Genomic DNA, 24,867 nt, shown 5'->3' with positions numbered 1-24,867 from the left:
CGCGGGCCGGCTCCTTCGAGCCGGCCCGCGCCTGGTGTCCGCAGTGGCGCCGCGTTACGCGGGCACGCTCGCCACGCCGGGGGCCAGGAACTTCTTGCCGGTCACCCGCTCCGACACGCCCTCACGGTCCAGGTACGGCGTGATGCCGCCCAGGTGGAAGGGCCAGCCGGCGCCGGTGATCAGGCACAGGTCGATGTCCTGCGCCTCGGCGACGACACCCTCGTCGAGCATCAGCCCGATCTCCTGGGCGACGGCGTCGAGCACGCGGTCGCGGACCTGCTCCTCGGTCAGGACGACATCGCCCTGCTTGAGGAGCGCGGCGACCTCCGGGTCCAGCTCCGGCTTGCCGGAGTCGTAGACGTAGAAGCCGCGCTTGCCCGCCTTGACGACGGCCGCGAGGTTCGGGGAGACCGTGAAGCGCTCCGGGAAGGCGCGGTTCAGGGTCTCCGAGACGTGCAGGCCGATCGCCGGGCCGACCAGCTCCAGCAGCACCAGCGGCGACATCGGCAGACCGAGCGGCTCGATGGCCTTCTCGGCGGTCTCGACCGGGGTGCCCTCGTCGATGACGTTCTGGATCTCGCCCATGAAGCGGGTCAGGATGCGGTTGACGACGAACGCCGGGGCGTCCTTGACCAGCACCGCGGTCTTCTTCAGCTTCTTGGCGACACCGAAGGCGGTGGCCAGAGAGGCGTCGTCGGTCTTCTCGCCGCGCACGATCTCCAGCAGCGGCAGGATCGCGACCGGGTTGAAGAAGTGGAAGCCCACGACCCGCTCGGGGTGCTTGAGCTTCGACGCCATCTCGCTGACGGACAGCGAGGAGGTGTTGGTGGCGAGGATCGCGTGCGCGGGCGCCACGGCCTCGACCTCGGCGAACACCTGCTGCTTGACGCCGATCTCCTCGAAGACCGCCTCGATGATGAAGTCCGCGTCGGAGAAGCCCTCGGCCTTGTCCAGCACACCGCTCACCAGGGCCTTGAGGCGGTTGGCCTTGTCCTGGTTGATGCGGCCCTTGCCGAGCAGCTTGTCGATCTCGGCCTGGACGTAGCCCACGCCCTTGTCGACGCGCTCCTGGTCGATGTCGGTCAGCACGACCGGCACCTCCAGGCGGCGCAGGAACAGCAGGGCGAGCTGAGAGGCCATCAGGCCGGCGCCGACGACGCCCACCTTGGTGACCGGGCGCGCCAGGTTCTTGTCCGGCGCACCGGCCGGCCGCTTGGCGCGCTTCTGCACCAGGTTGAACGCGTAGATACCGGCGCGCAGTTCGCCGCCCATGATCAGGTCGGCGAGCGCCTGGTCCTCGGCGTCGAACCCGGCCTGGAGGTCACCGCTCTTGGCGGCGGCGATGATGTCCAGCGCGCGGTACGCGGCCGGGGCGGCGCCGTGCACCTTGCCGTCGGCGATGAAGCGGCCCTTGGCGACGGCCTGGTCCCAGGACTCGCCACGGTCGATCTCGGGGCGCTCGACGGTCACGTCGCCCTTGAGGACGTTCGCCGTCCAGATCAGCGACTGCTCCAGGAAGTCCGCACCCTCGAAGAGCGCGTCCGCGATGCCGAGGTCGAAGACCTGCTGGCCCTTGAGCTGCTTGTTCTGGTTGAGCGAGTTCTCGATGATGACCGAGACGGCCTTGTCCGCGCCGATGAGGTTCGGCAGCAGCGCACAACCGCCCCAGCCCGGAACCAGACCGAGGAACACCTCGGGCAGCGAGAAGGCCGGCAGCGCCTTGGAGACCGTGCGGTACGAGCAGTGCAGACCGACCTCGACGCCACCGCCCATGGCGGCGCCGTTGTAGTACGCGAACGTCGGCACGGCCAGGCCCGAGAGGCGCTTGAAGACCTCGTGGCCGCCCTTGCCGATGGCCAGCGCGTCCTCGTGCCGCTTCAGCAGCTCGACGCCCTTGAGGTCGGCGCCGACCGCGAAGATGAACGGCTTGCCGGTGATGCCGACGCCGACGATGTCGCCGTCCGCGGCCTCCTTCTCGACCTGGTCGAGCGCGGTGTTGAGGTTCGCGAGCGAGCCCGGGCCGAAGGTGGTCGGCTTGGTGTGGTCGAAGCCGTTGTCCAGCGTGATCAGGGCGAACTTGCCCGCGCCGTACGGCAGGTCGAGGTGGCGGACGTGCGCCTGGGTGACGACCTCGTCGGGGAACAGCTCGGCCGCACCCTTCAGGAGTTCGGCGGTGGTGGTGGTGCTCACTTGTTGCCTCCGTCGAAGTGCGGGTTCTCCCAGATGACCGTCGCGCCCATGCCGAAGCCGACGCACATGGTGGTCAAGCCGTAGCGGACCTGCGGCTGCTCCTCGAACTGGCGGGCCAGCTGGGTCATCAGCCGGACACCGGAGGAGGCCAGCGGGTGACCGAAGGCGATGGCGCCGCCGTACTGGTTGACCCGCGCGTCGTCGTCGGCGATGCCGTAGTGGTCGAGGAAGGCGAGCACCTGCACGGCGAACGCCTCGTTGACCTCGAACAGGCCGATGTCGCCGATGCCCAGGCCGGCCTTGGCGAGCGCCTTCTCGGTCGCCGGGATCGGGCCGTAGCCCATGACCTCCGGCTCGACGCCGGCGAAGGCGTACGACACGAGGCGCATCTTGACGGGGAGGCCGTTCTCCCGGGCGAAGTCCTCGGAGGCGATGATCGAGGCGGTGGCGCCGTCGTTGAGCCCCGCGGCGTTACCGGCCGTGACCCGCCCGTGCGTGCGGAACGGGGTCTTCAGCCCGGCGAGGTTCTCCAGGGTGGTCCCCGGACGCATCGGCTCGTCAGCGGTCACCAGACCCCAACCGGTCTCGCCGACCTCGGCGTTGGTGTTGCGCACCGAGATCGGGACCAGGTCCTGCTGGATCTTCCCGTTCGCGTACGCCTTCGCCGCCTTCTCCTGCGAGCGCACGGCGTACTCGTCGGCGCGCTGCTTGGTGATGTGCGGGTAGCGGTCGTGGAGGTTCTCCGCGGTCATGCCCATGAACAGGGCCGACTCGTCGACGAGCTTCTCGGAGACGAACCGCGGGTTGGGGTCGACGCCCTCACCCATGGGGTGACGGCCCATGTGCTCGACACCGCCCGCGATGACGGCGTCGTACGCGCCGAAGGCGATGGAGCCCGCGGTGGTCGTCACGGCGGTCAGCGCGCCGGCGCACATGCGGTCGATGGAGTAGCCGGGCACGGACTGCGGCAGGCCCGCGAGGATGCCGGCGGTGCGGCCGATGGTCAGGCCCTGGTCGCCGATCTGCGTGGTGGCGGCGATGGCGACCTCGTCGATCTTCGCGGGGTCCAGATCCGGGTTGCGGCGCAGCAGCTCCCGGATGGCCTTCACGACGAGATCGTCGGCGCGGGTCTCGTGGTAGATGCCCTTCGGGCCCGCCTTGCCGAACGGGGTGCGGACGCCGTCGACGAAGACGACGTCCCTAGCGGTACGAGGCACGTTGGCTCTCCTCCAGGTGCGGGGTGGCACTGCTGCGTGGCGCCCCCAGGGACGCTTCACACCGACATGCTACTTACGGGTAACCAAGCTGCACACCCCCACCGGCCGGAGCGGTGAAGGTCACACCGGACGGAGGCGCGGACAGCCCCGTGGTGACGGCGTGAGCGACGAGCCCGGTCGATCGAAATGGGCCGAATACCGTCGGGTCTTGGCGTAAATGGCCCTATTCGCCACTTAAAGTGCCCGTATGGATACGAAGAGGAGTCGTGTGGCGGCGTTCCCCGGGCGGTCGGCGGCAGTCCGCGCGATCGGCCTGCTCTGCACGGTCACCGCCGCGAGCGCGCTGCTGACCGGCTGCGGAAGCGAGCGCGCCGACGAGACCGGAAGCCGCGGCAGCGCCGCGCCCCCACGGGCGGTGCCCGCCTCCGGCCACCCCCGGCCGAGCGCCTCGCTCACCGCCGACCAGGCGAAGCGGAGGGCGCTGATCCCGGCGGCGAAGGTGGACTACGCCAAGGCCCTGCGCGCGGCGGTGGCGGCCGTCCCGGCCTCCGAACCGATCGCCGCCGAACTCCGGGGCACGCCCGCCAAGCCCTACTGGGAGACCGCGGTGGCCACCGCGGACGGCACGGTGAGCCAGGTACGCGTCGACGCGGTCTCCGGCAAGGCGGCCCAGCCGCACGCCTCGTCGGACGACGCCGACGACAAGCAGCAGCTGGCCGACCGGCTGACCAAGGCCACCGTCACGGCCCAGGAGGCGGCCCAGACCGCCACCGACAAGACCAAGGGCACGGTCAGCGCCATCGAGCTGGGCAACGCCGACAACGGCAGCGACGCGGTGGCCTGGTCCGTGGACGTCGTCACCACCGACGACTGGAACAAGACGAACTACGAGATCGACGCGACCAACCGCAAGGTGCTGCGGATGCACGTCGACCAGGACTGACGGCACCGCGCAGTCCTGGCCGGGCACGCACCGTACGGGCGCCGGGCCGGCTGTGTCAGCCGGCGTCCGGGTCCGTGCGCAGGGCCTCGGTGAGGAGCGGGGCGACCTGCTCGATCTGCCAGAGGCGGGCACCGTGGCCGGCCAGGACCGCGGCGACCGACTCCTCGGTCGGCGCGGCCGGCGGCTCCCAGCACAGCCGGCGCACGGTGTCCGGGGTGATCAAGTTCTCCTGCGGGAGGTTCAGCCGCTCGGCGAGCGCGGTGACCGCCGCGCGGGCGGCCGACAGCCGGGCCGCGGCGACCGGGTCCTTGTCGGCCCAGGAGCGGGGCGGCGGCGGGCCGTTGAGCGGCTGACCGGGCTGCGGCAGCTCGCTCTCGGACAGCGCGCGGGCGCGGTCGACGGCGGCCTGCCACTGCTCCAGCTGGCGACGGCCCATGCGGTGGCCGAAGCCGGGCAGTCCGGCGAGGGCGTGGCTGTTCGGCGGCAGGGACAGCGCCGCCTCCACGATCGCGGAGTCGCTGAGTACCTTGCCGGGCGAGACGTCGCGCCGCTGGGCCACCTGGTCGCGGGCCGTCCACAACTCCCGTACGACGGCCATCTGGCGGCGCCGGCGGACCTTGTGCATGCCGGACGTACGGCGCCAGGGGTCCTTGCGGGGGGGCGGTGGGGGAGCGGCGGCGATCGCCGCGAACTCCTGCCGGGCCCACTCCAGCTTCCCCTGCTGCTCCAGCTCCTCCTCCAGCGCGTCGCGGAGGTCCACCAGCAGCTCGACGTCGAGCGCGGCATAGCGCAGCCACGGCTCGGGCAACGGGCGGGTGGACCAGTCGACGGCGGAGTGGCCCTTCTCCAGGGCGAAGCCGAGGACGTTCTCGACCATCGCGCCGAGTCCCACCCGGGCGAAGCCGGCCAGCCGGCCGGCCAGCTCGGTGTCGAACAGCCGGCTGGGGACCATCCCTATGTCACGCAGACACGGCAGGTCCTGGGTGGCGGCGTGCAGCACCCACTCGGCGTCGCCGATCGCCTCGCCCAGTGCCGACAGGTCGGGGCAGCCGACCGGGTCGATCAGCGCGCTGCCGGCGCCTTCCCGGCGCAGCTGGACGAGGTAAGCGCGCTGGCCGTAGCGGTAGCCCGAGGCCCGCTCGGCGTCGACGGCCACCGGGCCCGTACCGGCCGCGAACGCGGCCACGACCTCGGCGAGCGCCTCTTCCGTGGCGGTCACCGGGGGGATGCCCTCGCGGGGCTCCAGGAGAGGGACCGGCGCCGGTCGGGGATCCGGAGGCGATTCTCCGGCTGCTCGCAGTGTCGTGTCTGCTGCGGTCTTTTGGGCGTCGGTCACCAGTCAAGGGTATCTGTGTATGCACGTCGCCCGTCGAGGGAACGTTCCCTCGACGGGCGAGCGGGTCGTGCAAAGGGTCAGTGGATGATGCCGGTACGCAGGGCGACCGCGACCATTCCGGCCCGGTCGCCGGTGCCCAGCTTGCGGGCGATCCGGGCGAGATGGCTCTTCACGGTCAGCGCGGACAGCCCCATCGAGACGCCGATGGCCTTGTTCGACTGGCCCTCCGCCACCAGCCGCAACACCTCGACCTCGCGGCCCGACAGTTCGCGGTAGCCACCCGGGTGCCCGGGGGCGCCCGGCGGACGACGCTGCATGCGGGCCGCGTTGGCGCCGATCGGGGAGGTACCGGGGCGGCCGGGGATGCCCAGGTTCGTACGGGTACCGGTGACGACGTAGCCCTTGACGCCGCCGGCCAGGGCGTTGCGTACCGCGCCGATGTCGTCGGCCGCGGAGAGTGCGAGGCCGTTGGGCCAGCCGGCCGCCCGTGTCTCGGAGAGCAGGGTGAGGCCGGAGCCGTCGGGAAGGTGGACGTCGGCCACGCAGATGTCGCGCGGGTTGCCGACGCGGGGACGGGCCTCCGCGATGGACGACGCCTCGATCACGTCCCGTACTCCGAGCGCCCACAGGTGGCGGGTGACGGTGGAGCGGACGCGAGGGTCGGCCACGACGACCATGGCCGTCGGCTTGTTCGGGCGGTAGGCGACCAGGCTCGAAGGTTGCTCGAGGAGAACAGACACCGGGCCTCCTGGGGGGAGTGGCGGGGGGGGACGGAAGCCGGCTTGGGGGAGCCGGAATGATCCGTGTTTGAAGGGTCACTGACCTCTTCGGCAGCAATACGGCGGGACTTTAGACTTTGATCACGATTTAGTTAGGGGCAATTCGGGCAAATCGGATGGGTGATCGATCACGTCTGGGCACGGAGTGCATACCGAGGTGATCAGAGCCGTACGCGAAGGTGATCAAGGTGGGCGCGGCCCGACGGTGCGCCGCTCCGCTCAGCGCGGCTGCGCACCGCGCCGCTGCGGCAGCGGAACCACCCCGCCGCGCGGCGCCGTGTCGACCGTGGCCGGCGGCAGCCCCGCGACCTGGCACAGCAGATCGCACCACGCCGACAGGTGCGCGGCCATGTCCGGCACCCCGCCGGGGCCTTCGGCCGGTGTCCAGGACGCCCGGATCTCGATCTGGGTCGCCGGCTCGCGCGCCGCCAGCCCGCCGAAGTAGTAGGACCCGGCCCGGGTCACCGTGCCGCTCGGCGCGGCGTAGCGCACCCCGCGGGCGTCCAGCGCACCCGTCAGCCACGACCAGGACACCTCCGGCAGCAGCGGATCGGCGCCCATCTCGGGCTCCAGCTCCGCCCGCGCCAGGGTCACCACCCGGAACGTGCCGTGCCAGGCGTCGTCCCCGGCCGGGTTGTGCAGCAGCACCAGCCGCCCGTCCGCCAGGTCCTTGTCCTCGCCGTCCGGCCCCGCGCCGTGCTCGACGACCGCCGCCTCCAGCGCGTACGCGAACGGGGCGAGCCGCTTCGGCGCGGGCGTCGGGTCGATCTCGATCTCCGGCCGCAGTCGTGCCGTGCGGAGTGCCTCGACCGCCTGACGGAAGGGGATCGGCGCCTCGTCCGCGCTGTCCGTGAGGTGTTCATGAGCCGCAGCCATGCCCGGAAGATTAGGCGGAAGACGCCCCGCATACGGGGAGGACACCCGGTGCGCGCGTCGCCCATTCGGAGGTGCCCGGGGGCGCATGCGAAGATTTGGGCCGTGAGCGCCAACGACATCCCCCGAGCCGTCAGCCGCGATCGAGCAGGGGAGACCCCGATCGCGGGCCAGCAGCAGACCGGTACGTACGACTCGGCCTTCCTCAGGGCCTGCCGGCGCGAGCCGGTGCCGCACACCCCGGTGTGGTTCATGCGCCAGGCCGGGCGCTCGCTGCCCGAGTACCGCAAGGTCCGCGAGGGCATCGCGATGCTGGACTCCTGCATGCGGCCCGACCTCGTCACCGAGATCACCCTCCAGCCGGTACGCCGCCACGGTGTCGACGCCGCGATCTACTTCAGCGACATCGTCGTGCCGCTCAAGGCCATCGGCGTCGACCTCGACATCAAGCCCGGCATCGGCCCGGTCGTCGAGAACCCGATCCGCACCCGCGCCGACCTCGACCGGCTGCGCGCCCTGGACCCGGCCGACGTCCCGTACGTCACCGAGGCCATCGGCCTGCTCGTGCGCGAACTGGGCGCCACCCCGCTGATCGGCTTCGCCGGCGCGCCCTTCACGCTCGCCAGCTACCTCGTCGAGGGCGGCCCGTCCCGCAATCACGAGCGCACCAAGGCCCTCATGTACGGCGACCCGCAGCTGTGGGCCGACCTCCTGGACCGCCTCGCCGACATCACCGCGTCCTTCCTGAAGGTCCAGATCGACGCCGGCGCGAGCGCCGTCCAGCTCTTCGACTCCTGGGTCGGCGCGCTCTCGCCCGCCGACTACCGCCGCTCGGTGATGCCGGCCTCCGCGAAGGTCTTCCGGGCCGTCGAGGGCCGCGGCGTACCGCGCATCCACTTCGGCGTCGGCACCGGCGAGCTGCTCGGCCTGATGGGCGAGGCGGGCGCCGACGTGGTCGGCGTCGACTGGCGGGTCCCGATGGACGAGGCGGCCCGCCGCGTCGGCCCCGGCAAGGCGCTGCAGGGCAACATCGACCCCGCGGTCCTCTTCGCGCCCCGCGAGGCCGTCGAGACCAAGGCCCGCGAGGTGCTCGACGCCGCCGCCGGCCTGGAGGGCCACATCTTCAACCTCGGTCACGGCGTCCTGCCCAGCACCGACCCGGAGGCGCTCACCCGCCTCGTCGAGTACGTCCACACGCAGACGGCGCGCTGAGCGGAACTGCGCCCGACCCCCGGGGCGTCGTGGACAGCGTGAACGCCACCCCCGACGCCCCGATAGCGGAGCTCGCCGCCGCCTGGGAAGAGATCCGCACCGAGTACTACGCGGACCACGACACGGAACTCGTCCTGGCAGCCGCCCGTGCGCTCGCCGCCGACCCCGGTGGCGAGCGCGCCTGGCTGTGGACCCTCGGACTGCTGATGACGGCCGACTACGTCAGCCTCCAGGACGCTTCCGACGGCACCGCGGCGGCGGTCCTCGACGCCCTGCGCGCCACCGACCGCGCGCTCCGTGCGGGCCCCTGCGGGCATGACGCGCACCCGTACGAGGACGGTCTGGAGTTCCAGTTGGAGGGGCTCGCCGAGTACCTCCCGATGCTGGACGACGCCGCCGCGGCCGCCGCGTACCCGCAGCGGGACCTCTGGGATCCGCCGGAGGTGTGGCGTTGTCCGCGCAATGTGGCCGGGTACGCCCGGGTCGCCATCGACATCCTCGCGCCGGGGACCACCGACGGCATACCGGCCCGGCTGTCCACCGCCGAGCAGGAGGAGGTCCAGGACCTGGCCTCCGTCCTGCACGGCTTCCCGGCCCCGGGGGTCAGCGTCACCTGGACGCTGTCGCACTACGGCAAGGCCCTCGCCTGCGCCACCGGGGACGCCGAACGCGCCGGACTGGTGGTCATCGCCACCGCCCTGTCCTGGTACATCGCCACCTCCCCGCTCGCCTCTCCGGGACCGCTGGACGAGCTGAGCGCGGGGCTGGCGTCCGTGCCGGCGCCGCGCGGCCGGCCGGACTGCGGGCACGGCGCGGCCGGGCACCCCGTGCTCCCCACCGTCCCGGAGGACGCCCTCACGGCCGGGATGTGCCTGAAGAGCCCGCACGCCCGGCAGCTCCTCGCGGAGCACGGCGGCCGGTCCGCCGGGCTGCCGCTGGAGAACTGGCTGTGCCCGGCGTTCGTGGCGGGGCTGGCCCGGGACGCGCTGACGCGCGTGCGCGTGGCCCGCGAGCAGCAGTTCGGCCCGCGCCGGGCCGGCCACTAGGCCGTGTCTTTCGGATCAGGTCGGGTCAGCCGCCGGCGGCGCGTACCGCGCTCGATGCCTTGCGGGCGGCGACCAGGACGGGGTCCCAGACCGGGGAGAACGGCGGGGCGTAGCCGAGGTCGAGGGCGGTCATCTGCTCCACCGTCATGCCGGCCGTCAGCGCGACCGCCGCGATGTCCACCCGCTTGCCGGCGCCCTCGTGGCCGACGATCTGCACCCCGAGCAGCCGGCCGGTGCGGCGCTCGGCGAGCATCTTGACGTGCATCGGACGGGTGCCGGGGTAGTAGCCGGCCCGGCTGGTGGCCTCGACGGTGGCGGTGACGAAGCGCAGACCCGCGGCGTGTGCCTCACGTTCCAGCAGCCCGGTCCGGGCGATCTCCAGATCGCAGACCTTGCTGACGGCCGTGCCGACCACGCCGGGGAAGGTCGCATAGCCGCCGCCCACATTGGCGCCGATGACCTGGCCGTGCTTGTTGGCATGGGTGCCCAGCGCGATGTGGCGGGTGCGGCCGGAGACCAGGTCGAGGACCTCGACGCAGTCGCCGCCCGCCCAGATGCTGTCGTGGCCGCGGACCCGCATCGCCAGGTCGGTGAGCAGCCCGCCGGCGTCGCCCAGGGGCAGCCCGGCCGCGGCGGCCAGCGCGGTCTCCGGGCGCACGCCCATGCCCAGTACGACGACGTCCGCGGGGTACTCGGCGTCCTCGGTGGTCACCGCGCGGGCCCGTCCCTCGCCGTCGGTCAGCACACCGGTGACGGTCGCCCCGCGCACCGTCTCGATGCCCATCCCGCACATCGCCTCGTGGACCAGCGCGCCCATGTCCGGGTCCAGGGTGGTCATCGGCTGCGGGCTCTGCTCCAGGACGGTGACCTCGTAGTCGCGGCGGATCAGCGCCTCGGCCATCTCCACGCCGATGTAGCCGGCGCCGACCACCACCGCCCGGCGGCCCGCGGACTTCTCCAGGGTGTCCAGCAGCGCCTGACCGTCGTCGAGGTTCTGCACGCCGTGCACCCCCGGCGCGTCGATCCCCGGCAGGTCGGGCCGGCGCGGCCGGGCGCCGGTGGCCAGCACCAGCTTGTCGAAGCCGGTCCAGTACTCCCGGCCGCCGTCGTCCAGCGCCCGGGCCCGCACCCGGCCGCGGTCCAGGTCGAGTTCGGTGACCTCGGTGCGCATCCGCAGATCGATGTCGCGGCTGCGGTGCTCCTCGGCCGTACGGGCGATCAGCGCGTCCGGCCCGTCGACCACGCCGCCGACCCAGTACGGGATCCCGCACGCCGAGTACGAGGTGAAATGGCTGCGCTCGAACGCGGTGATCGTGAGCTCGTCGGGCTTCCTCAGCCGCCGCGCCTGCGAGGCTGCCGCCATTCCCGCCGCGTCGCCCCCGACGACCACCAGCCGCTCCGCCGTCATGCCGTACGCCCCTTCGCGAGGTGTGAGATGCCCTGTCGAAATGCCCTGTTGCCTTGAACTGTCGACATGTCTGTCCGTATGCCGTGCCGTGAAAAGCGGTGCTGTTCCCCGGGATTCTGCCCGCGGACGGTCGTGACGCCTCAGAACGGGTAGGCGGCCGGGGTGGCGCGCACCGTGGTCCAGCGGGTTTCGGTGAAGGCGTCGAGGTTGGCGTCGCCGCCGAAGCGGGACCCGGTGCCGGAGTCGGCGAGGCCGCCGAAGGGCGCGATCGGTTCGTCGTTGACCGTCTGGTCGTTGATGTGCAGGAGGCCGGTGGGGATGCGGTCGGCGAGGTCGAGGGCGCGGGCGGTGTCACGGGTGACGATGCCCAGCGCCAGGCCGTAGCCGGAGTCGCCGGCGAGGGCGACCGCCTCGTCCAGGGTGTGGAACGCGCGCACCGGCGCCACCGGGCCGAACACCTCCTCGCCGTAGGCGGCGCTGGCGCCCACCGAGCCCGCGCCGTAGCCGGCACCCGCGTCGGCCAGCACCGTCGGGCGGTAGAAGAGGTCGCGGTGCCGGCCGCCGGCCGCGACGCGTACGCCGGCCGCCGCGCTGCTGCGCACCAGCTCGTGGATCCTTTCGAGCTGGCCGCGGTCGATGACCGGGCCCAGGTGCACCTGCTCGCGGTAGGGGTCGCCGACCGCGAGGGAGTCGGCCTTGGCGGCCAGCCGCTCCACGTACTCGTCGTAGAGCGAGGCGTGCACGAGGTGCCGGCCAGCGGTCATGCAGACCTGGCCCTGGTGGAAGAACGACGCCCAGGCGGCGGTCGACATCGCGGCGTCCAGATCCGCGTCCTCCAGGACGAGGAAGGCGCTGTTGCCGCCCAACTCCAGGTGGGCGCGCTTGAGATGGCGGGCGGCCAGCTCGCCGACGCTGCGGCCAGCGGCGGTCGAGCCGGTGAAGGACACGACCCGGACCCGCGGGTCCTCGACCAGCGCCCGCCCGGCGTCCGCGCCGCCGGGCAGGACGTGCAGCAGCCCCTCGGGGAGCCCGGCCTCGGCGAAGAGCGCGGCGAGGGCGTGGCCGCCGCAGACCGCGGTGCGCGGATCGGGCTTGAGGACGACGGCGTTGCCCAGCGCCAGCGCGGGGGCGACCGAGCGCACGGCGAGGACGAGCGGGGCGTTGAAGGGAGAGATGACGCCGACGACGCCGGCCGGCACCCGGGTCGTGTACGACAGCCGCGGCGTCGCGGAGGGGAGCACCTGGCCTAGCGGGCGGTGGGCGAGCGCGGCGGCCTCGTAGCACTCCTCGGCCGCCGTACGGGTCTCGAAGTCGGCCTTGCCCCGGATGCTGCCGCCCTCCCGGATGATCCACTCGCCGATCTCCGGCTCGTGTTCCCGGATCAGGTCGCCGGCCCGGCGCAGCACCGCGGCCCGCTCCGCGTACGGGGCCCGGGCCCAGGCGCGCTGTGCGCCGGCGGCGGCGACCGTGGCCCGCTCGACGTCCACGGCCGCGGCGAGCGTGAAGCCGCCCAGCACCTCGCCCGTCGCGGGCTCGACCGCTTCGGCCGCACCGCCGTGCAGGGAGCGCCAGTTCGTCGGATCGAGCAGGGCCATGACGCCAACCTCCGGACCGGGACAGAAAGTTGATGGATGAACAAGTGTAGGGGCCCGGCATCCCGCCCCGCCGCGGGACTTCCGGAACCGGCCCCTCCGGTGCCGGCGCGGCGGCTCAGCGCTCCAGTACGAGCGCCAGCCCCTGCCCGACGCCGATGCAGAGCGCGGCGAGACCGGTGCCCGCGCCGAGTGCGGCGAGCTGGTGGGCGACCGCACCCGCCAGCCGGGCCCCGGACGCGCCCAGGGGGTGGCCGATGGCGAGCGCGCCGCCGCGCGGATTCACCACCCACGGGTCGAGCTCCGGCCACTGTCCGATGCAGCCCAGCGCCTGGGCCGCGAACGCCTCGTTCAGCTCGAACGTCGCGATGTCGGTGAAGCCGCGGCCGGCCCGTTCCAGCGCGCGCCGAACCGCCTCCACCGGGCCCAGGCCGAACAGCTGCGGCTCGACTCCGGTCACCGCACTCGCGCGGATCCGGGCCAGCGGCTCCCGCCCGGTGGCCCGCAGGCCCTCCTCGTCGACCAGCAGCAGGGCCGCGGCACCGTCGTTGAGCGGCGAGGAGTTGCCGGCGGTGACCGTGCCGCCGGCCGTACGGAAGACCGGCTTCAGCTTGGACAGCGACTCCAGCGAGGAGCCCTCACGGATCGTCTCGTCCCGGCCGAGATCGACACCGGGCACCGGCACCACCTCGGCGTCGTAGTGGCCCTCCCGCCAGGCCCGTACCGCCTTCTGGTGGCTGGCCAGCGCGAAGACGTCCTGCTGCTCCCGGGTGATGCCGTGCTGGTCGGCGATCAGCTCGGCGCCCTCGCCGAGCGCCACCGTCCACTCCGGGCGCATCTGCGGATTGACCATCCGCCAGCCCAGCGTCGAGGAGAACATCTCCTGATGGCCCGCGGGATAGGCCCGTTCGGGCTTGCGCAGCACGTACGGCGCGCGGCTCATCGACTCCACGCCGCCCGCGACCGCGATGTGCGCGTCGCCGTGCGCGACGGCGCGGGCCGCCTGGATGACCGCCTCCAGGCCGGAGCCGCACAGCCGGTTCACGGTCACCCCGGGGACGGTCACCGGCAGCCCCGCCAGCAGCACCGCCATCCGCGCCACGTTCCGGTTGTCCTCACCGGCGCCGTTCGCGTCGCCGAAGCAGACGTCGTCGATCCGCGCCGGGTCCAGGTCCGGGGTGCGGTCCACCAGGGCCTTCAGCACATGGGCGGCGAGATCGTCGGGCCGGACCCCGGCCAGGGCGCCGCCGTACTTGCCGACAGGCGTCCGTACCGCATCGACGATGTACACATCCCGCAGACGTGGGTCGGTCATCAGGCGCTGTCCTCGCTGTCCCGGCTCGGCGGTCGGCGGGCGGTACGAAGATCGCCACCCGTCGAACCGAGTCTTTGCCCGCCGGACTCCGCTGTCAACGGGGTCGCCGGTCATCCCCGTTCGCCGCGACGGTGCTGTCGGCGCCCTCGCCGCGGGCCTCGGGCCGCCCCGCGCGGAGCATGATCCGGCCACCGCCCGCGCGGGCCGCTCTGAGAGAGTGGGGGCATGAGCGAGTGCTGCCAGCGAGTCATCGAGGGGTGCGCGCCGCGCGCATGCGGCGCCGGGCGCGGCGAGGTACCGGCATGAGCGCGGCACACCCCGGCCCCGGACCCGCCCCCACCGGACACGTCGTCGTCATCGGCGCGGGCATCTCCGGGCTGGCGGCGGCGCACCGCCTGCTCGACGGCGGTGCCCGGGTGACCGTCCTGGAGGCCGCGGACCGGCCCGGCGGCAAGCTGCGCAGCGGCGAGATCGCGGGCGTACCGGTCGACCTCGGGGCCGAATCGATGCTGGCCCGGCGGCCCGAGGCGGTGGAGCTCGCGCGCGCCGTCGGCCTGGGCGACCGGCTGCAGCCGCCCACCACCGCCACCGCCTCGCTGTGGACCCGCGCGGCGCTGCGCCCGATGCCCAAGGGTCACGTCATGGGCGTGCCCGGGGACCTCGCCCCGCTCGCCGCCGCCGGCGTGCTCTCCCCGGCGGGGCTCGCCCGCATCGAGGAGGACGCCCGGCTGCCGCGCACCGAGGTCGGCGAGGACGTCGCCGTCGGCGAGTACGTCGCCCGGCGGCTGGGCCGCGAGGTCGTCGACCGGCTCGTCGAACCCCTGCTGGGCGGCGTGTACGCCGGCGACGCCTACAAGATCTCGCTGCGCGCCGCCGTGCCCCAGCTGTTCGAGGCCGCCCGCACGCACCGCTCGCTGCTCGACGGCGTACGGAGTATCCAGGCGCGCGCCGCCACCGCGGCCCCGCTGACCGGTGCCGCCGCGACCGGCCCGGTCTTCATGGGCATCGACGGCGGCATCGGGACGCTGCCGGGCGCGGTCGCCGACGCGGTACGGGCCAAGGGCGGCGAGATCCGCACCGGCACGCCCGCCACCGGACTCCGGCGCACCCCCGACGGCTGGCACCTCGACGTCGACGGCGGCCGGCTCACCGCCGACGCGGTCGTCCTCGCCGTCCCCGCGCCCGCCGCCGCCCGCCTCCTCGCGGACGTCAGCGCGCCCGCCGCCGGCGAGCTGGGCACCGTCGAGTACGCCTCGATGGCCCTGATCACCATGGCCTTCCGGCGCGCCGACCTCGACCGGCAGCTCACCGGCAGCGGTTTCCTCGTCCCGCCCGTCGACGGCCGCACGATCAAGGCGTCCACCTTCTCCGCCAACAAGTGGGGCTGGCTCGGCGACGCCGACCCGGACCTCTTCGTCCTGCGCACCTCCGTCGGGCGCCACGGCGAGGAACAGGACCTGGCCCGGGACGACTCCGAGCTGGTCGCCCTCTCGCTGGCCGACCTGCGCGAGGCGGTCGGGCTGACCGCCGCGCCGGTCGCCTCCCGGGTCACCCGCTGGGACGGCGGGCTGCCCCAGTACCCCGTAGGACACCTGGAGCGGGTGGCCCGTATCCAGGACGCCGTCGCCGGGCTGCCGGGTCTGCGGGTGTGCGGCGCGCTGTACGAGGGCGTCGGCATCCCGGCCTGCATCGCCTCCGCCCGCAGGGCCGCCGACGACATCCTCGGCACCCTGCGCCCGGCCACCGTCCCCGGCGAGTGAGAATGGACGACATGACAGACGCTTCCACTCCCGCTTCCGCGCCGCAGGCCCCCGCGGCGCCCGAGAAGGCTCCGAACGCCGGCAAGAAGGCCAAGGACCTCAACGAGGTCATCCGCTACACCCTGTGGTCGGTGTTCAAGCTGCGCGACGTCCTCCCCGAGGACCGCAGCGGCTACGCCGACGAGGTCGAGGAGCTGTTCGCGCAGCTCGCCGCCAAGGACGTGGTGGTCCGCGGCACGTACGACGTGTCCGGTCTGCGCGCCGACGCCGACCTCATGATCTGGTGGCACTCGGAGAGCTCGGACGCCCTCCAGGAGGCGTACAACCTCTTCCGCCGCACCCGGCTCGGCCGCGCGCTCGCGCCGGTGTGGTCCAACATGGCGCTGCACCGCCCCGCCGAGTTCAACAAGTCGCACATCCCGGCCTTCCTGGCCGATGAGCAGGCGCGCAACTACGTGAGCGTCTACCCCTTCGTGCGCTCCTACGAGTGGTACCTCCTCCCCGACGAGGACCGCCGCCGGATGCTCGCCGACCACGGCAAGATGGCCCGCGGCTTCCCGGACGTGCGCGCCAACACCGTGCCGTCGTTCTCGCTCGGCGACTACGAGTGGGTGCTCGCCTTCGAGGCCGACGAGCTGTACCGCATCGTCGACCTCATGCGTCATCTGCGCGGCTCCGAGGCGCGGATGCACGTCCGCGAGGAGGTCCCGTTCTACACCGGCCGGCGCAAGCCGGTGGCGGAGCTGGTGGCCGGCCTGGCCTGACCTGCGGGCACGGAAAACGGGCCGCCCCCGGGGGCGGCCCGTTTCCGGTCGTGCGGGCCCGTCGAGCCCGGCGGTTCCGTTGCCCGGCGGTCTACTTCCCCGGCCGCGCGAGCTGCGCCCGGATCGCCTTCTGACCCGGCACCGGCTCGGCGCGCGGGGCGCAGTACACCCGGTGCGACGGGATCTTGCCCTGCAGCAGGTACGCCTCGGCGTACCTGCTCACACAGGCGTTGTCGTTGAAGGCGACGCCGTGGGTGCCCGCCCCGTTCTCGGTGACCAGCGAGGAGCCCGGCAGCCGGTGCTGGAGCTCCACCGCGCCCTTGTACGGCGTCGCCGCGTCCCGCTCGGCCGCCAGCAGCAGCACCGGCGGCAGCGCGCCCGGCTCGGTGTGCACGTCGAGGGGGCCGCGCGGGCCGTGGAGGGCCCCGTCCAGGGCGGTCTGTGCGGCGTGGCCGGTGGCGTCCGCCAGCTCCTGCCCGTTGCCGTGTTCCGCCCGGCGGGCCGCCGCCTGCACACCGGCCTCGGCCGACTCCGACCGGTCGGGCCAGAAGGCGCACGGCAGATTCATCCAGGCGTTGTCCCAGGTCTCGAACGGGGCGATGCGGGCGACCTCGGTGTTGTCCCGGTCCCAGGTCTGCCACGAGCGGGGCCAGGGCCCGTCATTGCACTCCACGGCCGTGTAGACCGCATTGGCGTTCTCCTCGGCCCTGGCGCCGGACGACTGCGGCAGGGCCTGGGCGATCAGTTCCTTGGGGTCGCCGTGCAGGTAGCTGGAGAGCGCCTCGGCGCGCATCGGCCAGAAGGCGTCGTTGTAGCCGGTCTTGAGGAAGGCCGACTGCAGCTGACCGGGGCCGATCTTGCCGTCGAGGGGGTCGCGCCGCAGCTTGGCGGCGGCCCGGTCGTACGCCTGCTGCACCGCCTGCCGGGTCGTGCCGAGGTGGTAGTGGTCGTCGTGCTTGGCGACCCAGCGCAGCCAGTCGCCCCAGCGCCGTTCGAAGGCGATGTTCTGGTCGAGGTTGTTGCGGTACCAGATCTGCCGCGGCTCGGGGTTCACCACGCTGTCGAAGATCATCCGCCGGACGTGGCCGGGGAAGAGCGTCGCGTAGACCGCGCCGAAGTACGTCCCGTACGAGGCGCCCATGTACGTCAGCTTCTTCTCGCCCAGCGCGGCCCGCAGCATGTCCAGGTCGCGGGCGTTGTTGACCGAGTTGTAGAACGGCAGGTCCGCCCCGGCCCGGCGGGCGCAACCCTCGGCGTACGCCCTCGCCGCGGCCACCTTCTTGCGCTTGAAGGCCGCGTCCGGGTGCATCCGGCTGTCGGTCGGGACCTTGGCGAACTCCTTGGGGTCCTGGCACGACAGCGGAGCCGAACGGCCCACGCCGCGCGGCGCGTAGCCGACGAAGTCGTACGCGCGGGCCACCTTGCTCCACTTGGGGAGGCCGCCGTAGAGCGGGAACTCCAGGCTGGACGCGCCGGGCCCGCCGGGGTTGAAGACCAGCGAGCCCTGCCGTTCACCGGGCACGGTGGCGCGGATCCGGCTCACGGTGAGCTCGATCTTCTTCCCGTCGGGCCGCGCGTAGTCCATGGGGACGGCCAGTTTGCCGCACTCGACGGACGCCGGCAGATGCTCCACGGGAGCGCACCGTCCGAAGCCGATCCGGTGCGCCACGGGCGCGGGGGGCGCATCGGGCGCCTCCGTGGCACCGCCCGCCGGGGCGGTGGCGAGGGCGGTCACGATCAGCGACCCGATGGTGCCGTACAACGCAAGTGCTCTCACTGGCCGTCGTCCCTTCGTGTTGTACATACAAAAGGGATATTTGGGTCGGTGGTTGGCGATGTAAAGCACCTGATGCCGGTGTCGGACGCTATGCCCCGGATGAGTGGAGCGCCGCGCGCAGGGTGGGATCGGTGAGGGCTCTGGGGCCATGGAGGGCAAGAGTCATCAGGGAGGCGAGGGGCGCGACAGGGGCGGGGGAGCTGGGGGAGAACGCGGTAAAGCCAGGTCTGCCGGGCAGCCGCTCCTCGCCCGCGCCGGTGGCCCAGTCGCTGTACGGATGGAGCTCGAAGCGCGCCACCGCCAGCGTTCCCAGCGTGAGGATCAGCGGAAGCGTGAACCAGATCAGCAGCTGCCCCCGGTCCTCGCCGGCCGGCGCCGTCGCGTACGCCGCCGCGGCGCAGAGCAGCGCCAGCACCGTCGCGCCCTGAACCTGGCGGACGGCGTTGCGCAGTCCACGGGCCGCGGCGGGCAACGCGAGCCCGGCGGCCACCAGCCGGTCGCCGACCGCCCGCACCGCCTCGTCGGCCACCAGAGCCTCCCGTATCGCCGGTATCCGCCGCTGACCGTCCGGCCCTATGGCGCTGAGGGTGGCCCGCTCGACGGGGTCCAGGCCGACCGGATCGACGACGGTGGCCCAGCCGGTGTGGGCGAGCAGCAGCCGCCGCTGCTGCGCCATGAGCACCAGCACCACATCGGCCAGCCGGTGCGGGCCGCCGGAGAGATACGCCATCTCATACAGCGTCAGACCTGCCGCGGAGCCGTCCGCGGAGTCCGGATCCGGGGCGGGCGCCGGCCGCGGGGCCGGTCCGGTGGCGCGGGCGACGGCCACGGCAGCACGACAGAGCTGCGCACAGCTCAGCGCCGCCGCCACGCAGGCGACGAGGAGGAAGAGGAGCCACATGGCAGCTTTTTACGGGATGAGACATGACAACCGCCATTCGGTTTCTCACCATGCGGGCGCGGAATGGACAGGGCAGTCGGGGCGGGGGGTGTGGGCCTGCCCGGGGGAGGGGCGGTTGCCTGCTGCTGGGGCTTGTCCGGGGGTGGCTGTTGCCTGCCGCTGGGCTTGCCTGGGGTGTTGCCTGTTGCCGGGCCTGTCCGGCCGGCGGGAGGCGGCAACTGCGGCCGGATTCCAGCTCCGACGCGCAGCGTACGTAGCTGCCGTCTCCCGCCGGGCCGGCCCGGGGTCAGCTGCCGCCCCCGGGCCGGCCCCGGCGTCCGCTGCCGTCGTGGCCGGAAACCGCCCTCAGCTGCCGCCGCAGCCGCCCCCGCAGCTCGATCCGCCGCCGCACGACGATCCACCGCCGCAGGACGAGCCGCCCCCGCACGACGAACCGGCGCCGCAGGACGAACCTCCGCAGCTCGAACCGGACCCGCCGTCCGACGAGCCGCACCAGGAAGAGCCCCCGTCGCCCGACCCGCTACCGGAGTCGAAGCCGGACGACGAGCCGCCGGACGACGAGGACCCGCCACCCGAGGCGGCGGCCAGCGCGCTCGCCCGGTGTGCCTCCTCGAACTGCTCCCGCAGCAGCTCGTCCGCGAGCAGTGCGGTGCCGCCGAGCGCCACCACCAGCCCGGCGGCCTGCCACACCCCGCCCGCCTCCTCGGGGTGGGCCGCCCGCGCCGAGCGCAGCGCGGCGGAACCCGCCCTGGTGATCCGGCGCTTGAACGCCTTCCGGCACAGCGATCCCACCACCAGCCCCACGATCAGCGCCGGCAGGATCATGACGATCGTCTGCCCCTCGATCCCGTCGTCGCCGGACGCCGACAGCACCACGCCGACGACGAAGAGCACCCCGCACGCCGTCTGGTGCGCCCGCGCCCACAGGCGCCAGCCCCGGCCGAGCCGCGGGTGACGCATCAGGCCCCGCGCCGCCAGCCGGTCGCCGACGTCCTGGACGGCCGGGCTGCGCATCGCCTCGGCGCGCAGCGCGGCCAGCGCCCCACCGGGCGTGCGGGCGACCGCGTCCAGCACGGCCGCCTCGACCGCGTCCCGGGCGGTGGCCTGACGTACGGTCACCACGCCCGGGCCGCCCACCGCCAGCCGGCCGTCCTCGTGCATCCCGGCGACCGCCGCGTCGACCACCCGCGCCGGGCCCCCGGCGAGGAAGGCCGCCTCCCAGACGTCGTGCGCCAGCGCGTCCGCCCGGCGGACCGACGGCGTCCGCAGCCGGACCACGACCGTTCCGATCACGAGCACCAGCGACGAGAGGCCGAGCCCCACGTACACCCACAGGACGAAGAACATCCCGGTCACCTCCGCCGCAGAACGTTGTGCAGGACGCCGTCCAGGCCGTCACGCAGGGCGCGCGCCAGACGGGTGACCGGCCGGGCCGACGGCGGCCTGGGGCCCGCCCGGTCCCGCCACCAGTGCGTCAACTGCTGCCGTGCGGCCGCGTCCGCGGGCAGGTCCTGGGCGAGCAGGTGCGCCGCGAAGTCCAGGGCGTCCTGGCGGTAGCCACCGCTCATCGGACGGCACCGGGCATAGCCGAGGAACGCCGGCCGGTAGTCCGCGCCCAGGATCTCCGGCAGCTCGGGAGCGACCTTGGCGACCACCGAGGCCCGCTTGGCGGTCAGCGCCCGGCTCTGCACCTGAAGCCGGGTGTGGTCGAAGCCCTCGGGCGCCGGCGTCCCGGCGACCAGCGCGGACAGCAGCGCGGCCTGCGCCAGGGCGAGCCGCTGGCGGGCGGCGTCGGTGCCGGTGCCGGCACCGGGGTCTGCGCCGGAAGCGGGTATCGGGGAGGAGGGCGCCTCCCGTACGGACTCAAGCCGCGTACGCATGACCGGCCTCCTTCAGCACCGTGCGGATCGCGTCCAGTTCGCCGGCCAGCTCCGGGCCCTCCGGGAAATCGTCGTCCCGCTCCAGCAGCACCCCGGGCGGGGTGACGCGGGCACACAGCGCGGCGAGCACGTCCAGCACCGGCTGGGTCACCGGGTGGGCGTGGCTGTCGTGCCACACCCCGTCCCGCTCCACCCCGCCCGCGACATGGACGTACGCGATGGCCTCGACCGGCAGCTCGTCCAGCGCGACGGCCGGGTCCTCGCCGCGGTTGACGTGGTTGGTGTGGAGGTTGGCGACATCGATGAGCAGCCGTACGCCGGTCCGTTCGACCAGCTCGGACAGGAACTGCCCCTCGGTCATCTCCTCGCCGGGCCAGTTGATCAGGGCGGCGATGTTCTCCAGGGCCAGCGGCACCGGCAGCGCGTCCTGGGCGATCCGTACGTTCTCGCAGAGCACGTCCAGCGCGTCACGGGTCCGCGGTACGGGCAGCAGATGCCCGGCCTCCATCACCGGTGAGGCGGTGAGCGGCCCGCCGGCCCGTACGAACGCGATGTGCTCGGTGACCAGGGGCGCGCCCAGTGCCTCGGCGCGCTCCGCGAGGGCGGTCAGCCGGCCGCGGTCCGGGCGGTCCGCGCCGCCGAGGCCGAGCGAGACCCCGTGCGGAACGACGGTCGTGCCCCGCTCACGCAACTGCTGCAGGGCGGGCGGGAGATGGCCCGGGCAGAGGTTCTCCGCCACCACCTCGACCCAGTCCACCCCCGGCAGCTCAGCGATGTCTGCGGCGATTTCCGGCCGCCAGCCGATTCCCGTCCCCAGGCGCTCCATGCCTCCCCCTCTCGCTCTGTGGTCGGGGTACTCATCGCCCCGTCGCGACGGGGCGAACCCTGCACCGGCCGGGTTCAGAGGTTGATTTGAGCTTCCCCCGCGGTGCCGCACACCGCCGCGGGCCGTCAGCGGGCGGTCTCGAATCCCACCGCGGCGCCCAGCGCGAGCAGCACTCCGCCGGTGGCCTGATCGAGCCGCTGGCGGACCCTCGGGCGCTGGAAGACGGCCCGCGCACGGTGCACCGCGACGGCGATCCCGCCCAGCCACAGCACACCCAGCGCGGCATGCACGGCGACCAGCAGGAGCGTGGTCGCGACGACCGGCGCGCCGTGCGGGATGAACTGCGGCAGCAGCGAGATGTAGACCACCCCGACCTTGGGGTTGAGCACGTTGGTCAGCAGGCCGGTGCGGAACGCGCGCAGCGGCGTGACCCGGCCGGCGGACGAGTCCGGCTCCACGGTGCTCTCGTGGGCGGCGCGACCGGGGGCCGAGGTGGCGCTGCCGGCGCCCGCGGGGCGGATCCGCCGGGCGCTGCGCAACGCCTGTACCCCGAGCCACATCAGATACAGCGCACCGGCCACCCGCAGGGCGTGGTACGCCGCCTCCGACGCCGACAGCATCGCCGTCAGCCCGACCGCCCCGGCCAGCCCCCAGACGAAGCACCCGGCGGCTATGCCGAGCGCACTGCACAGCGCGGCGCGCCGTCCCGAGCTGAGCGCGGTCCGCAGCACCACGGCGAAATCGGGGCCGGGGGAGACGGTCAGCAGGGCGGCCACGGCGGTGAAGCCGATGAGTGAGGTGAGCATGGCGCAACGGTATGCGCAGCGGCGAGCGCCGCGGAGAGCGCCTCGGGACGAGGATGAGCCGGACGCGGATCCCGGACGGGGGAGTGGACGCGCCGCGCCGGGGCCGTCGCCTCCGGGCCGGGCGTCGCTCAGCCGCCCTGTGGCTCCTCGTACGGCAGTGCCTTGCGCAGCGCGGGGTGATCCGCGACGACCGTGCACGACCCCGGTGCGATCTCGGTGAACCCCGCGTCCCGCACCACGGGCAGCCCGCTGCGGGTCAGCGCCGCCCACTCCGAAGGCTCCGCCGAACGGACCGCCAGCGCGAAACCCGTGCCGCGCCAGGCCGCCCGTTCCTCCTCGGACAGCTCCCACCACGCCAGCTGCGCACCGTGGCCGACCTGCGCCATCTCCTTGCCCGCGGACATCTCCAGCTCCGGATTGAGCCACAGCACCGGAAGTCCGTCGGCGGGCGCCTCGGGCGGCAGGGGATCGTCCAGCTCCGTGCCCGAGACCTGGAGCCGCGCCAGTTCCTTCGGCCAGCCGTCCAGCGGCACCGGGGGGAAGACCCGCACTTCGGCGTCGCGGCCGCCGACCGTGATCCCCGGGAGCGCCTCGGCCCGCCGCCACTCCGCGCCGCGCGCCCGGCGCACCACCTTCCGGATCCGGGCGTCCTGCCAGTCCCGTACCGCCTCGGCCCACTCACCGTCACCGGCCGACCGCTCGTCCGCCAGCAGCACCAGCACCGCCCGCGCGGCCGTCTCCAGCGCATCCGTACGCGACGGCGGCTCGGCCCGCTCGATGCGCGCGACGAGCGGCAGCACGAACTGGGGCGCCGCGTCCCGGTCGGTCGCTTCGTGCCGGAACGGGCTGCTGGAGCTGTTGCCGGGCTGCTGCCCGGCGGTCTCGGTGCTGGTCACCCGCCCAGTTTGCCAGCCGCCACCGACAACGCCGGGCCGGGACCGGTGCCGGCCCCTGGCCGCCGGCCTGCCCCTTCCGCCCGGCCGGTGGCTCCCGTCCGCCCGGCGCCCTCCGCCGGTAGGCGTCTTCCGTGCGGCCCGTGAGCAACTGAGCGCATCCGCCGTGACGTTGGCGTGGTGGCCGTGCGATGCGCGCTCCCACCGCGTGCCCCTGCGGGGGATGTCGCAGCACGCGTGCCCCGGGCGGGCGCCGCCCCGCCCTCCCGGCTACCGTCAGCGCCGGGACGCCAGGAGACGCCGGGGGCGCCAGGAGACGGGCTGGGGAGGTGCCGGAGTGCCGGAGGTGGCGCAGGGCATGAGGCTGAACGGGGTGGGGCGGCGCTACGGGGTGCGCGGCCCCTGGGTGCTGCGGGACGTGCACCTGGAGGTGCCCCCAGGGGCGCTGCTGCGCGTCGAGGGGACCAACGGCAGCGGGAAGTCCACCCTGCTGCGGCTGCTCGCCGGCATCGACCACCCCAGCACCGGCCGCATCACCGGACGCCCGCGCAGCGCGTACGTCCCCGAACGCTTCCCCGCGGCGCTGCCGTTCACCGCCGCCGGCTACCTCACCCACCTCGGCCGCATCCACGGTCTGCGCGGCCCCGAAGCCGCCCGCCGCGCCGCCGAGTGGCTCGAACGCTTCGGCGCGGCCGGACACGCCCGTACGCGGCTGGCCGAGCTGTCGAAGGGCACCAGCCAGAAGGTCGCCGTCGCGCAGGCCCTGCTCGCCGAGCCCGCGCTCCTCGTGCTGGACGAGGCATGGACCGGGCTGGACCGCGGTGCGCGCGAGGTACTGGACCGGGCGGTCGCCGAACGGGTCGCGGACGGCGGCACCGTCGTCTTCGTCGACCACGATCCGCAGCGGCTGGCCGGCGCGGCCGACGCTCGCTACCGGGTGGCGGACGGGCGGCTGCTGTCCCACGAGACGGCCCGGTCGGCGGCCGGACCAGTGGCCCCGGCCGGCCCCCGCGTGGTCATCGAGGCCGAGGGCGCCCCGGGCGCCGTACCGCCCGCCTTCGCCGGAGCGCCGGGGCTGCCCGGCGGCCCGGAGATCACTCCGGGACCGGACGGTACGACCCGGCTGACCGTCGCGGCCGTCCACTCCGACGCGTTGCTGCGCACCCTGCTCGCGGCCCGCCCGCCCTGGCACATCCGCTCACTCACCCCTGCCCCACCACACACTCCGCCCCCTCCGGATGCCGCTCCCACTCCCGCTCCTACGCCGGGCTCCCACCCCGATCCCGGCCCCCGCCCTGTCTCTTATACACATCTCCGAGCCCACGAGACTCCTGAGCATCTCGTATGCC

At 73.8% G+C, this 24,867-nt stretch carries 19 protein-coding genes and 1 pseudogene; 6 read left to right on the top strand and 14 right to left on the bottom strand.

Going from position 1 to position 24,867, the window contains the following annotated elements; translation table 11 throughout:
* Positions 1–54: 54 nt before the first annotated feature.
* Positions 55–2,190, bottom strand: a complete 2,136-nt coding sequence (locus OO62_RS21420; protein ID WP_033269133.1) for a 3-hydroxyacyl-CoA dehydrogenase NAD-binding domain-containing protein — start codon at positions 2,188–2,190, stop codon at positions 55–57.
* A complete protein-coding gene (locus tag OO62_RS21415; RefSeq protein WP_033269132.1) occupies positions 2,187–3,407 on the bottom strand; it encodes a thiolase family protein in 1,221 nt (406 codons plus the stop codon). Before OO62_RS21415 ends, OO62_RS21420 begins: the two co-directional genes overlap by 4 nt.
* Before the next feature lie 247 nt (positions 3,408–3,654).
* Between OO62_RS21415 and OO62_RS21410 the strand changes: the two genes are divergently transcribed.
* Complete coding sequence (locus tag OO62_RS21410; protein WP_078617298.1) at positions 3,655–4,350, top strand: PepSY domain-containing protein; 696 nt, start codon at positions 3,655–3,657, stop codon at positions 4,348–4,350.
* Positions 4,351–4,405: 55 nt separating this feature from the next.
* On the opposite strand, the gene OO62_RS21405 is transcribed toward OO62_RS21410, so the two are convergent.
* The 3 genes from OO62_RS21405 to OO62_RS21395 all read right to left on the bottom strand — a co-directional run bounded on the left by OO62_RS21405 (position 4,406) and on the right by OO62_RS21395 (position 7,341).
* Complete coding sequence (locus OO62_RS21405; RefSeq protein WP_077193769.1) at positions 4,406–5,686, bottom strand: ribonuclease D; 1,281 nt, start codon at positions 5,684–5,686, stop codon at positions 4,406–4,408.
* Positions 5,687–5,763: 77 nt separating this feature from the next.
* Positions 5,764–6,426 (bottom strand): response regulator transcription factor, encoded by a 663-nt coding sequence (locus OO62_RS21400; RefSeq protein WP_006602452.1) that lies wholly within the window; start codon positions 6,424–6,426, stop codon positions 5,764–5,766.
* Positions 6,427–6,684: 258 nt separating this feature from the next.
* Positions 6,685–7,341, bottom strand: coding sequence for a DUF3000 domain-containing protein (locus OO62_RS21395; RefSeq protein WP_033269130.1), 657 nt, complete (start codon positions 7,339–7,341; stop codon positions 6,685–6,687).
* A 102-nt stretch (positions 7,342–7,443) separates the two neighbouring features.
* Between OO62_RS21395 and hemE the strand changes: the two genes are divergently transcribed.
* Together hemE and OO62_RS21385 are read left to right on the top strand one after the other, a co-directional pair.
* Positions 7,444–8,550 (top strand): uroporphyrinogen decarboxylase, encoded by a 1,107-nt coding sequence (gene hemE, locus OO62_RS21390; protein WP_051733487.1) that lies wholly within the window; start codon positions 7,444–7,446, stop codon positions 8,548–8,550.
* Between the two features lie 38 nt (positions 8,551–8,588).
* Positions 8,589–9,596 (top strand): hypothetical protein, encoded by a 1,008-nt coding sequence (locus OO62_RS21385; protein WP_129322880.1) that lies wholly within the window; start codon positions 8,589–8,591, stop codon positions 9,594–9,596.
* A gap of 25 nt (positions 9,597–9,621) precedes the next feature.
* Here the strand turns inward: OO62_RS21385 and OO62_RS21380 are convergent, their stop codons facing one another.
* The 3 genes from OO62_RS21380 to OO62_RS21370 all read right to left on the bottom strand — a co-directional run bounded on the left by OO62_RS21380 (position 9,622) and on the right by OO62_RS21370 (position 13,911).
* Positions 9,622–11,004: an FAD-dependent oxidoreductase gene (locus OO62_RS21380; RefSeq protein ID WP_033269129.1), complete on the bottom strand. Its 1,383-nt coding sequence runs from the start codon at positions 11,002–11,004 to the stop codon at positions 9,622–9,624.
* 140 nt (positions 11,005–11,144) lie between these two features.
* Positions 11,145–12,599, bottom strand: coding sequence for an aldehyde dehydrogenase family protein (locus OO62_RS21375; protein WP_033269128.1), 1,455 nt, complete (start codon positions 12,597–12,599; stop codon positions 11,145–11,147).
* Between the two features lie 115 nt (positions 12,600–12,714).
* Positions 12,715–13,911: a thiolase family protein gene (locus OO62_RS21370; RefSeq protein WP_033269127.1), complete on the bottom strand. Its 1,197-nt coding sequence runs from the start codon at positions 13,909–13,911 to the stop codon at positions 12,715–12,717.
* Positions 13,912–14,213: 302 nt separating this feature from the next.
* On the opposite strand from OO62_RS21370, the gene hemG reads away from it, so the two are divergent.
* Together hemG and hemQ are read left to right on the top strand one after the other, a co-directional pair.
* Positions 14,214–15,671 carry a protoporphyrinogen oxidase gene (hemG, locus tag OO62_RS21365; RefSeq protein ID WP_033269126.1) on the top strand — a complete coding sequence of 486 codons (1,458 nt, stop codon included), beginning with the start codon at positions 14,214–14,216 and terminating at the stop codon, positions 15,669–15,671.
* 11 nt (positions 15,672–15,682) lie between these two features.
* Positions 15,683–16,435 (top strand): hydrogen peroxide-dependent heme synthase, encoded by a 753-nt coding sequence (hemQ, locus tag OO62_RS21360; RefSeq protein ID WP_033269195.1) that lies wholly within the window; start codon positions 15,683–15,685, stop codon positions 16,433–16,435.
* 91 nt (positions 16,436–16,526) lie between these two features.
* On the opposite strand, the gene OO62_RS21355 is transcribed toward hemQ, so the two are convergent.
* The 6 genes and pseudogenes from OO62_RS21355 to OO62_RS21325 form a co-directional block, all read right to left on the bottom strand.
* A complete protein-coding gene (locus OO62_RS21355; RefSeq protein WP_398742077.1) occupies positions 16,527–18,239 on the bottom strand; it encodes an alpha/beta hydrolase in 1,713 nt (570 codons plus the stop codon).
* Positions 18,240–18,300: 61 nt separating this feature from the next.
* Positions 18,301–19,113 carry a TIGR04222 domain-containing membrane protein gene (locus OO62_RS21350; protein ID WP_033269124.1) on the bottom strand — a complete coding sequence of 271 codons (813 nt, stop codon included), beginning with the start codon at positions 19,111–19,113 and terminating at the stop codon, positions 18,301–18,303.
* 345 nt (positions 19,114–19,458) lie between these two features.
* Positions 19,459–20,460, bottom strand: coding sequence for a TIGR04222 domain-containing membrane protein (locus OO62_RS21345; RefSeq protein ID WP_033269123.1), 1,002 nt, complete (start codon positions 20,458–20,460; stop codon positions 19,459–19,461).
* A 5-nt stretch (positions 20,461–20,465) separates the two neighbouring features.
* Positions 20,466–21,819: pseudogene (locus OO62_RS37460) on the bottom strand (MbnB/TglH/ChrH family RiPP precursor modification enzyme).
* A gap of 125 nt (positions 21,820–21,944) precedes the next feature.
* Entirely contained in the window at positions 21,945–22,625 is a 681-nt protein-coding gene (locus OO62_RS21330; RefSeq protein ID WP_033269120.1) for a LysE family translocator, read from the bottom strand.
* A 128-nt stretch (positions 22,626–22,753) separates the two neighbouring features.
* Positions 22,754–23,521 carry an aminoacyl-tRNA hydrolase gene (locus OO62_RS21325; protein ID WP_033269119.1) on the bottom strand — a complete coding sequence of 256 codons (768 nt, stop codon included), beginning with the start codon at positions 23,519–23,521 and terminating at the stop codon, positions 22,754–22,756.
* A 355-nt stretch (positions 23,522–23,876) separates the two neighbouring features.
* Here OO62_RS21325 and OO62_RS21320 point away from each other — a divergent pair.
* The coding region (locus OO62_RS21320; RefSeq protein ID WP_106974883.1) for an ATP-binding cassette domain-containing protein at positions 23,877–24,867 on the top strand (991 nt) is incomplete at its 3' end.

This window comes from Streptomyces lydicus (assembly GCF_000717345.1).
GTDB lineage: Bacteria > Actinomycetota > Actinomycetes > Streptomycetales > Streptomycetaceae > Streptomyces > Streptomyces lydicus.
This window is presented reverse-complemented; position numbering and strand designations above follow the sequence as displayed.

Excerpts from the sequence above, each read along its gene's own strand:
- hemG (WP_033269126.1), top strand. The coding sequence starts at position 14,214 with ATGAGCGCGGCACACCCCGGCCCCGGACCCGCCCCCACCGGACACGTC.
- OO62_RS21410 (WP_078617298.1), top strand. The coding sequence starts at position 3,655 with ATGGATACGAAGAGGAGTCGTGTGGCGGCGTTCCCCGGGCGGTCGGCG.
- OO62_RS21380 (WP_033269129.1), bottom strand. The coding sequence starts at position 11,004 with ATGACGGCGGAGCGGCTGGTGGTCGTCGGGGGCGACGCGGCGGGAATG.
- OO62_RS21355 (WP_398742077.1), bottom strand. The coding sequence starts at position 18,239 with ATGTACAACACGAAGGGACGACGGCCAGTGAGAGCACTTGCGTTGTAC.
- OO62_RS21345 (WP_033269123.1), bottom strand. The coding sequence starts at position 20,460 with ATGTTCTTCGTCCTGTGGGTGTACGTGGGGCTCGGCCTCTCGTCGCTG.
- hemQ (WP_033269195.1), top strand. The coding sequence starts at position 15,683 with ATGACAGACGCTTCCACTCCCGCTTCCGCGCCGCAGGCCCCCGCGGCG.
- OO62_RS21350 (WP_033269124.1), bottom strand. The coding sequence starts at position 19,113 with ATGTGGCTCCTCTTCCTCCTCGTCGCCTGCGTGGCGGCGGCGCTGAGC.
- OO62_RS21375 (WP_033269128.1), bottom strand. The coding sequence starts at position 12,599 with ATGGCCCTGCTCGATCCGACGAACTGGCGCTCCCTGCACGGCGGTGCG.
- OO62_RS21370 (WP_033269127.1), bottom strand. The coding sequence starts at position 13,911 with ATGACCGACCCACGTCTGCGGGATGTGTACATCGTCGATGCGGTACGG.
- OO62_RS21330 (WP_033269120.1), bottom strand. The coding sequence starts at position 22,625 with ATGCTCACCTCACTCATCGGCTTCACCGCCGTGGCCGCCCTGCTGACC.
- OO62_RS21395 (WP_033269130.1), bottom strand. The coding sequence starts at position 7,341 with ATGGCTGCGGCTCATGAACACCTCACGGACAGCGCGGACGAGGCGCCG.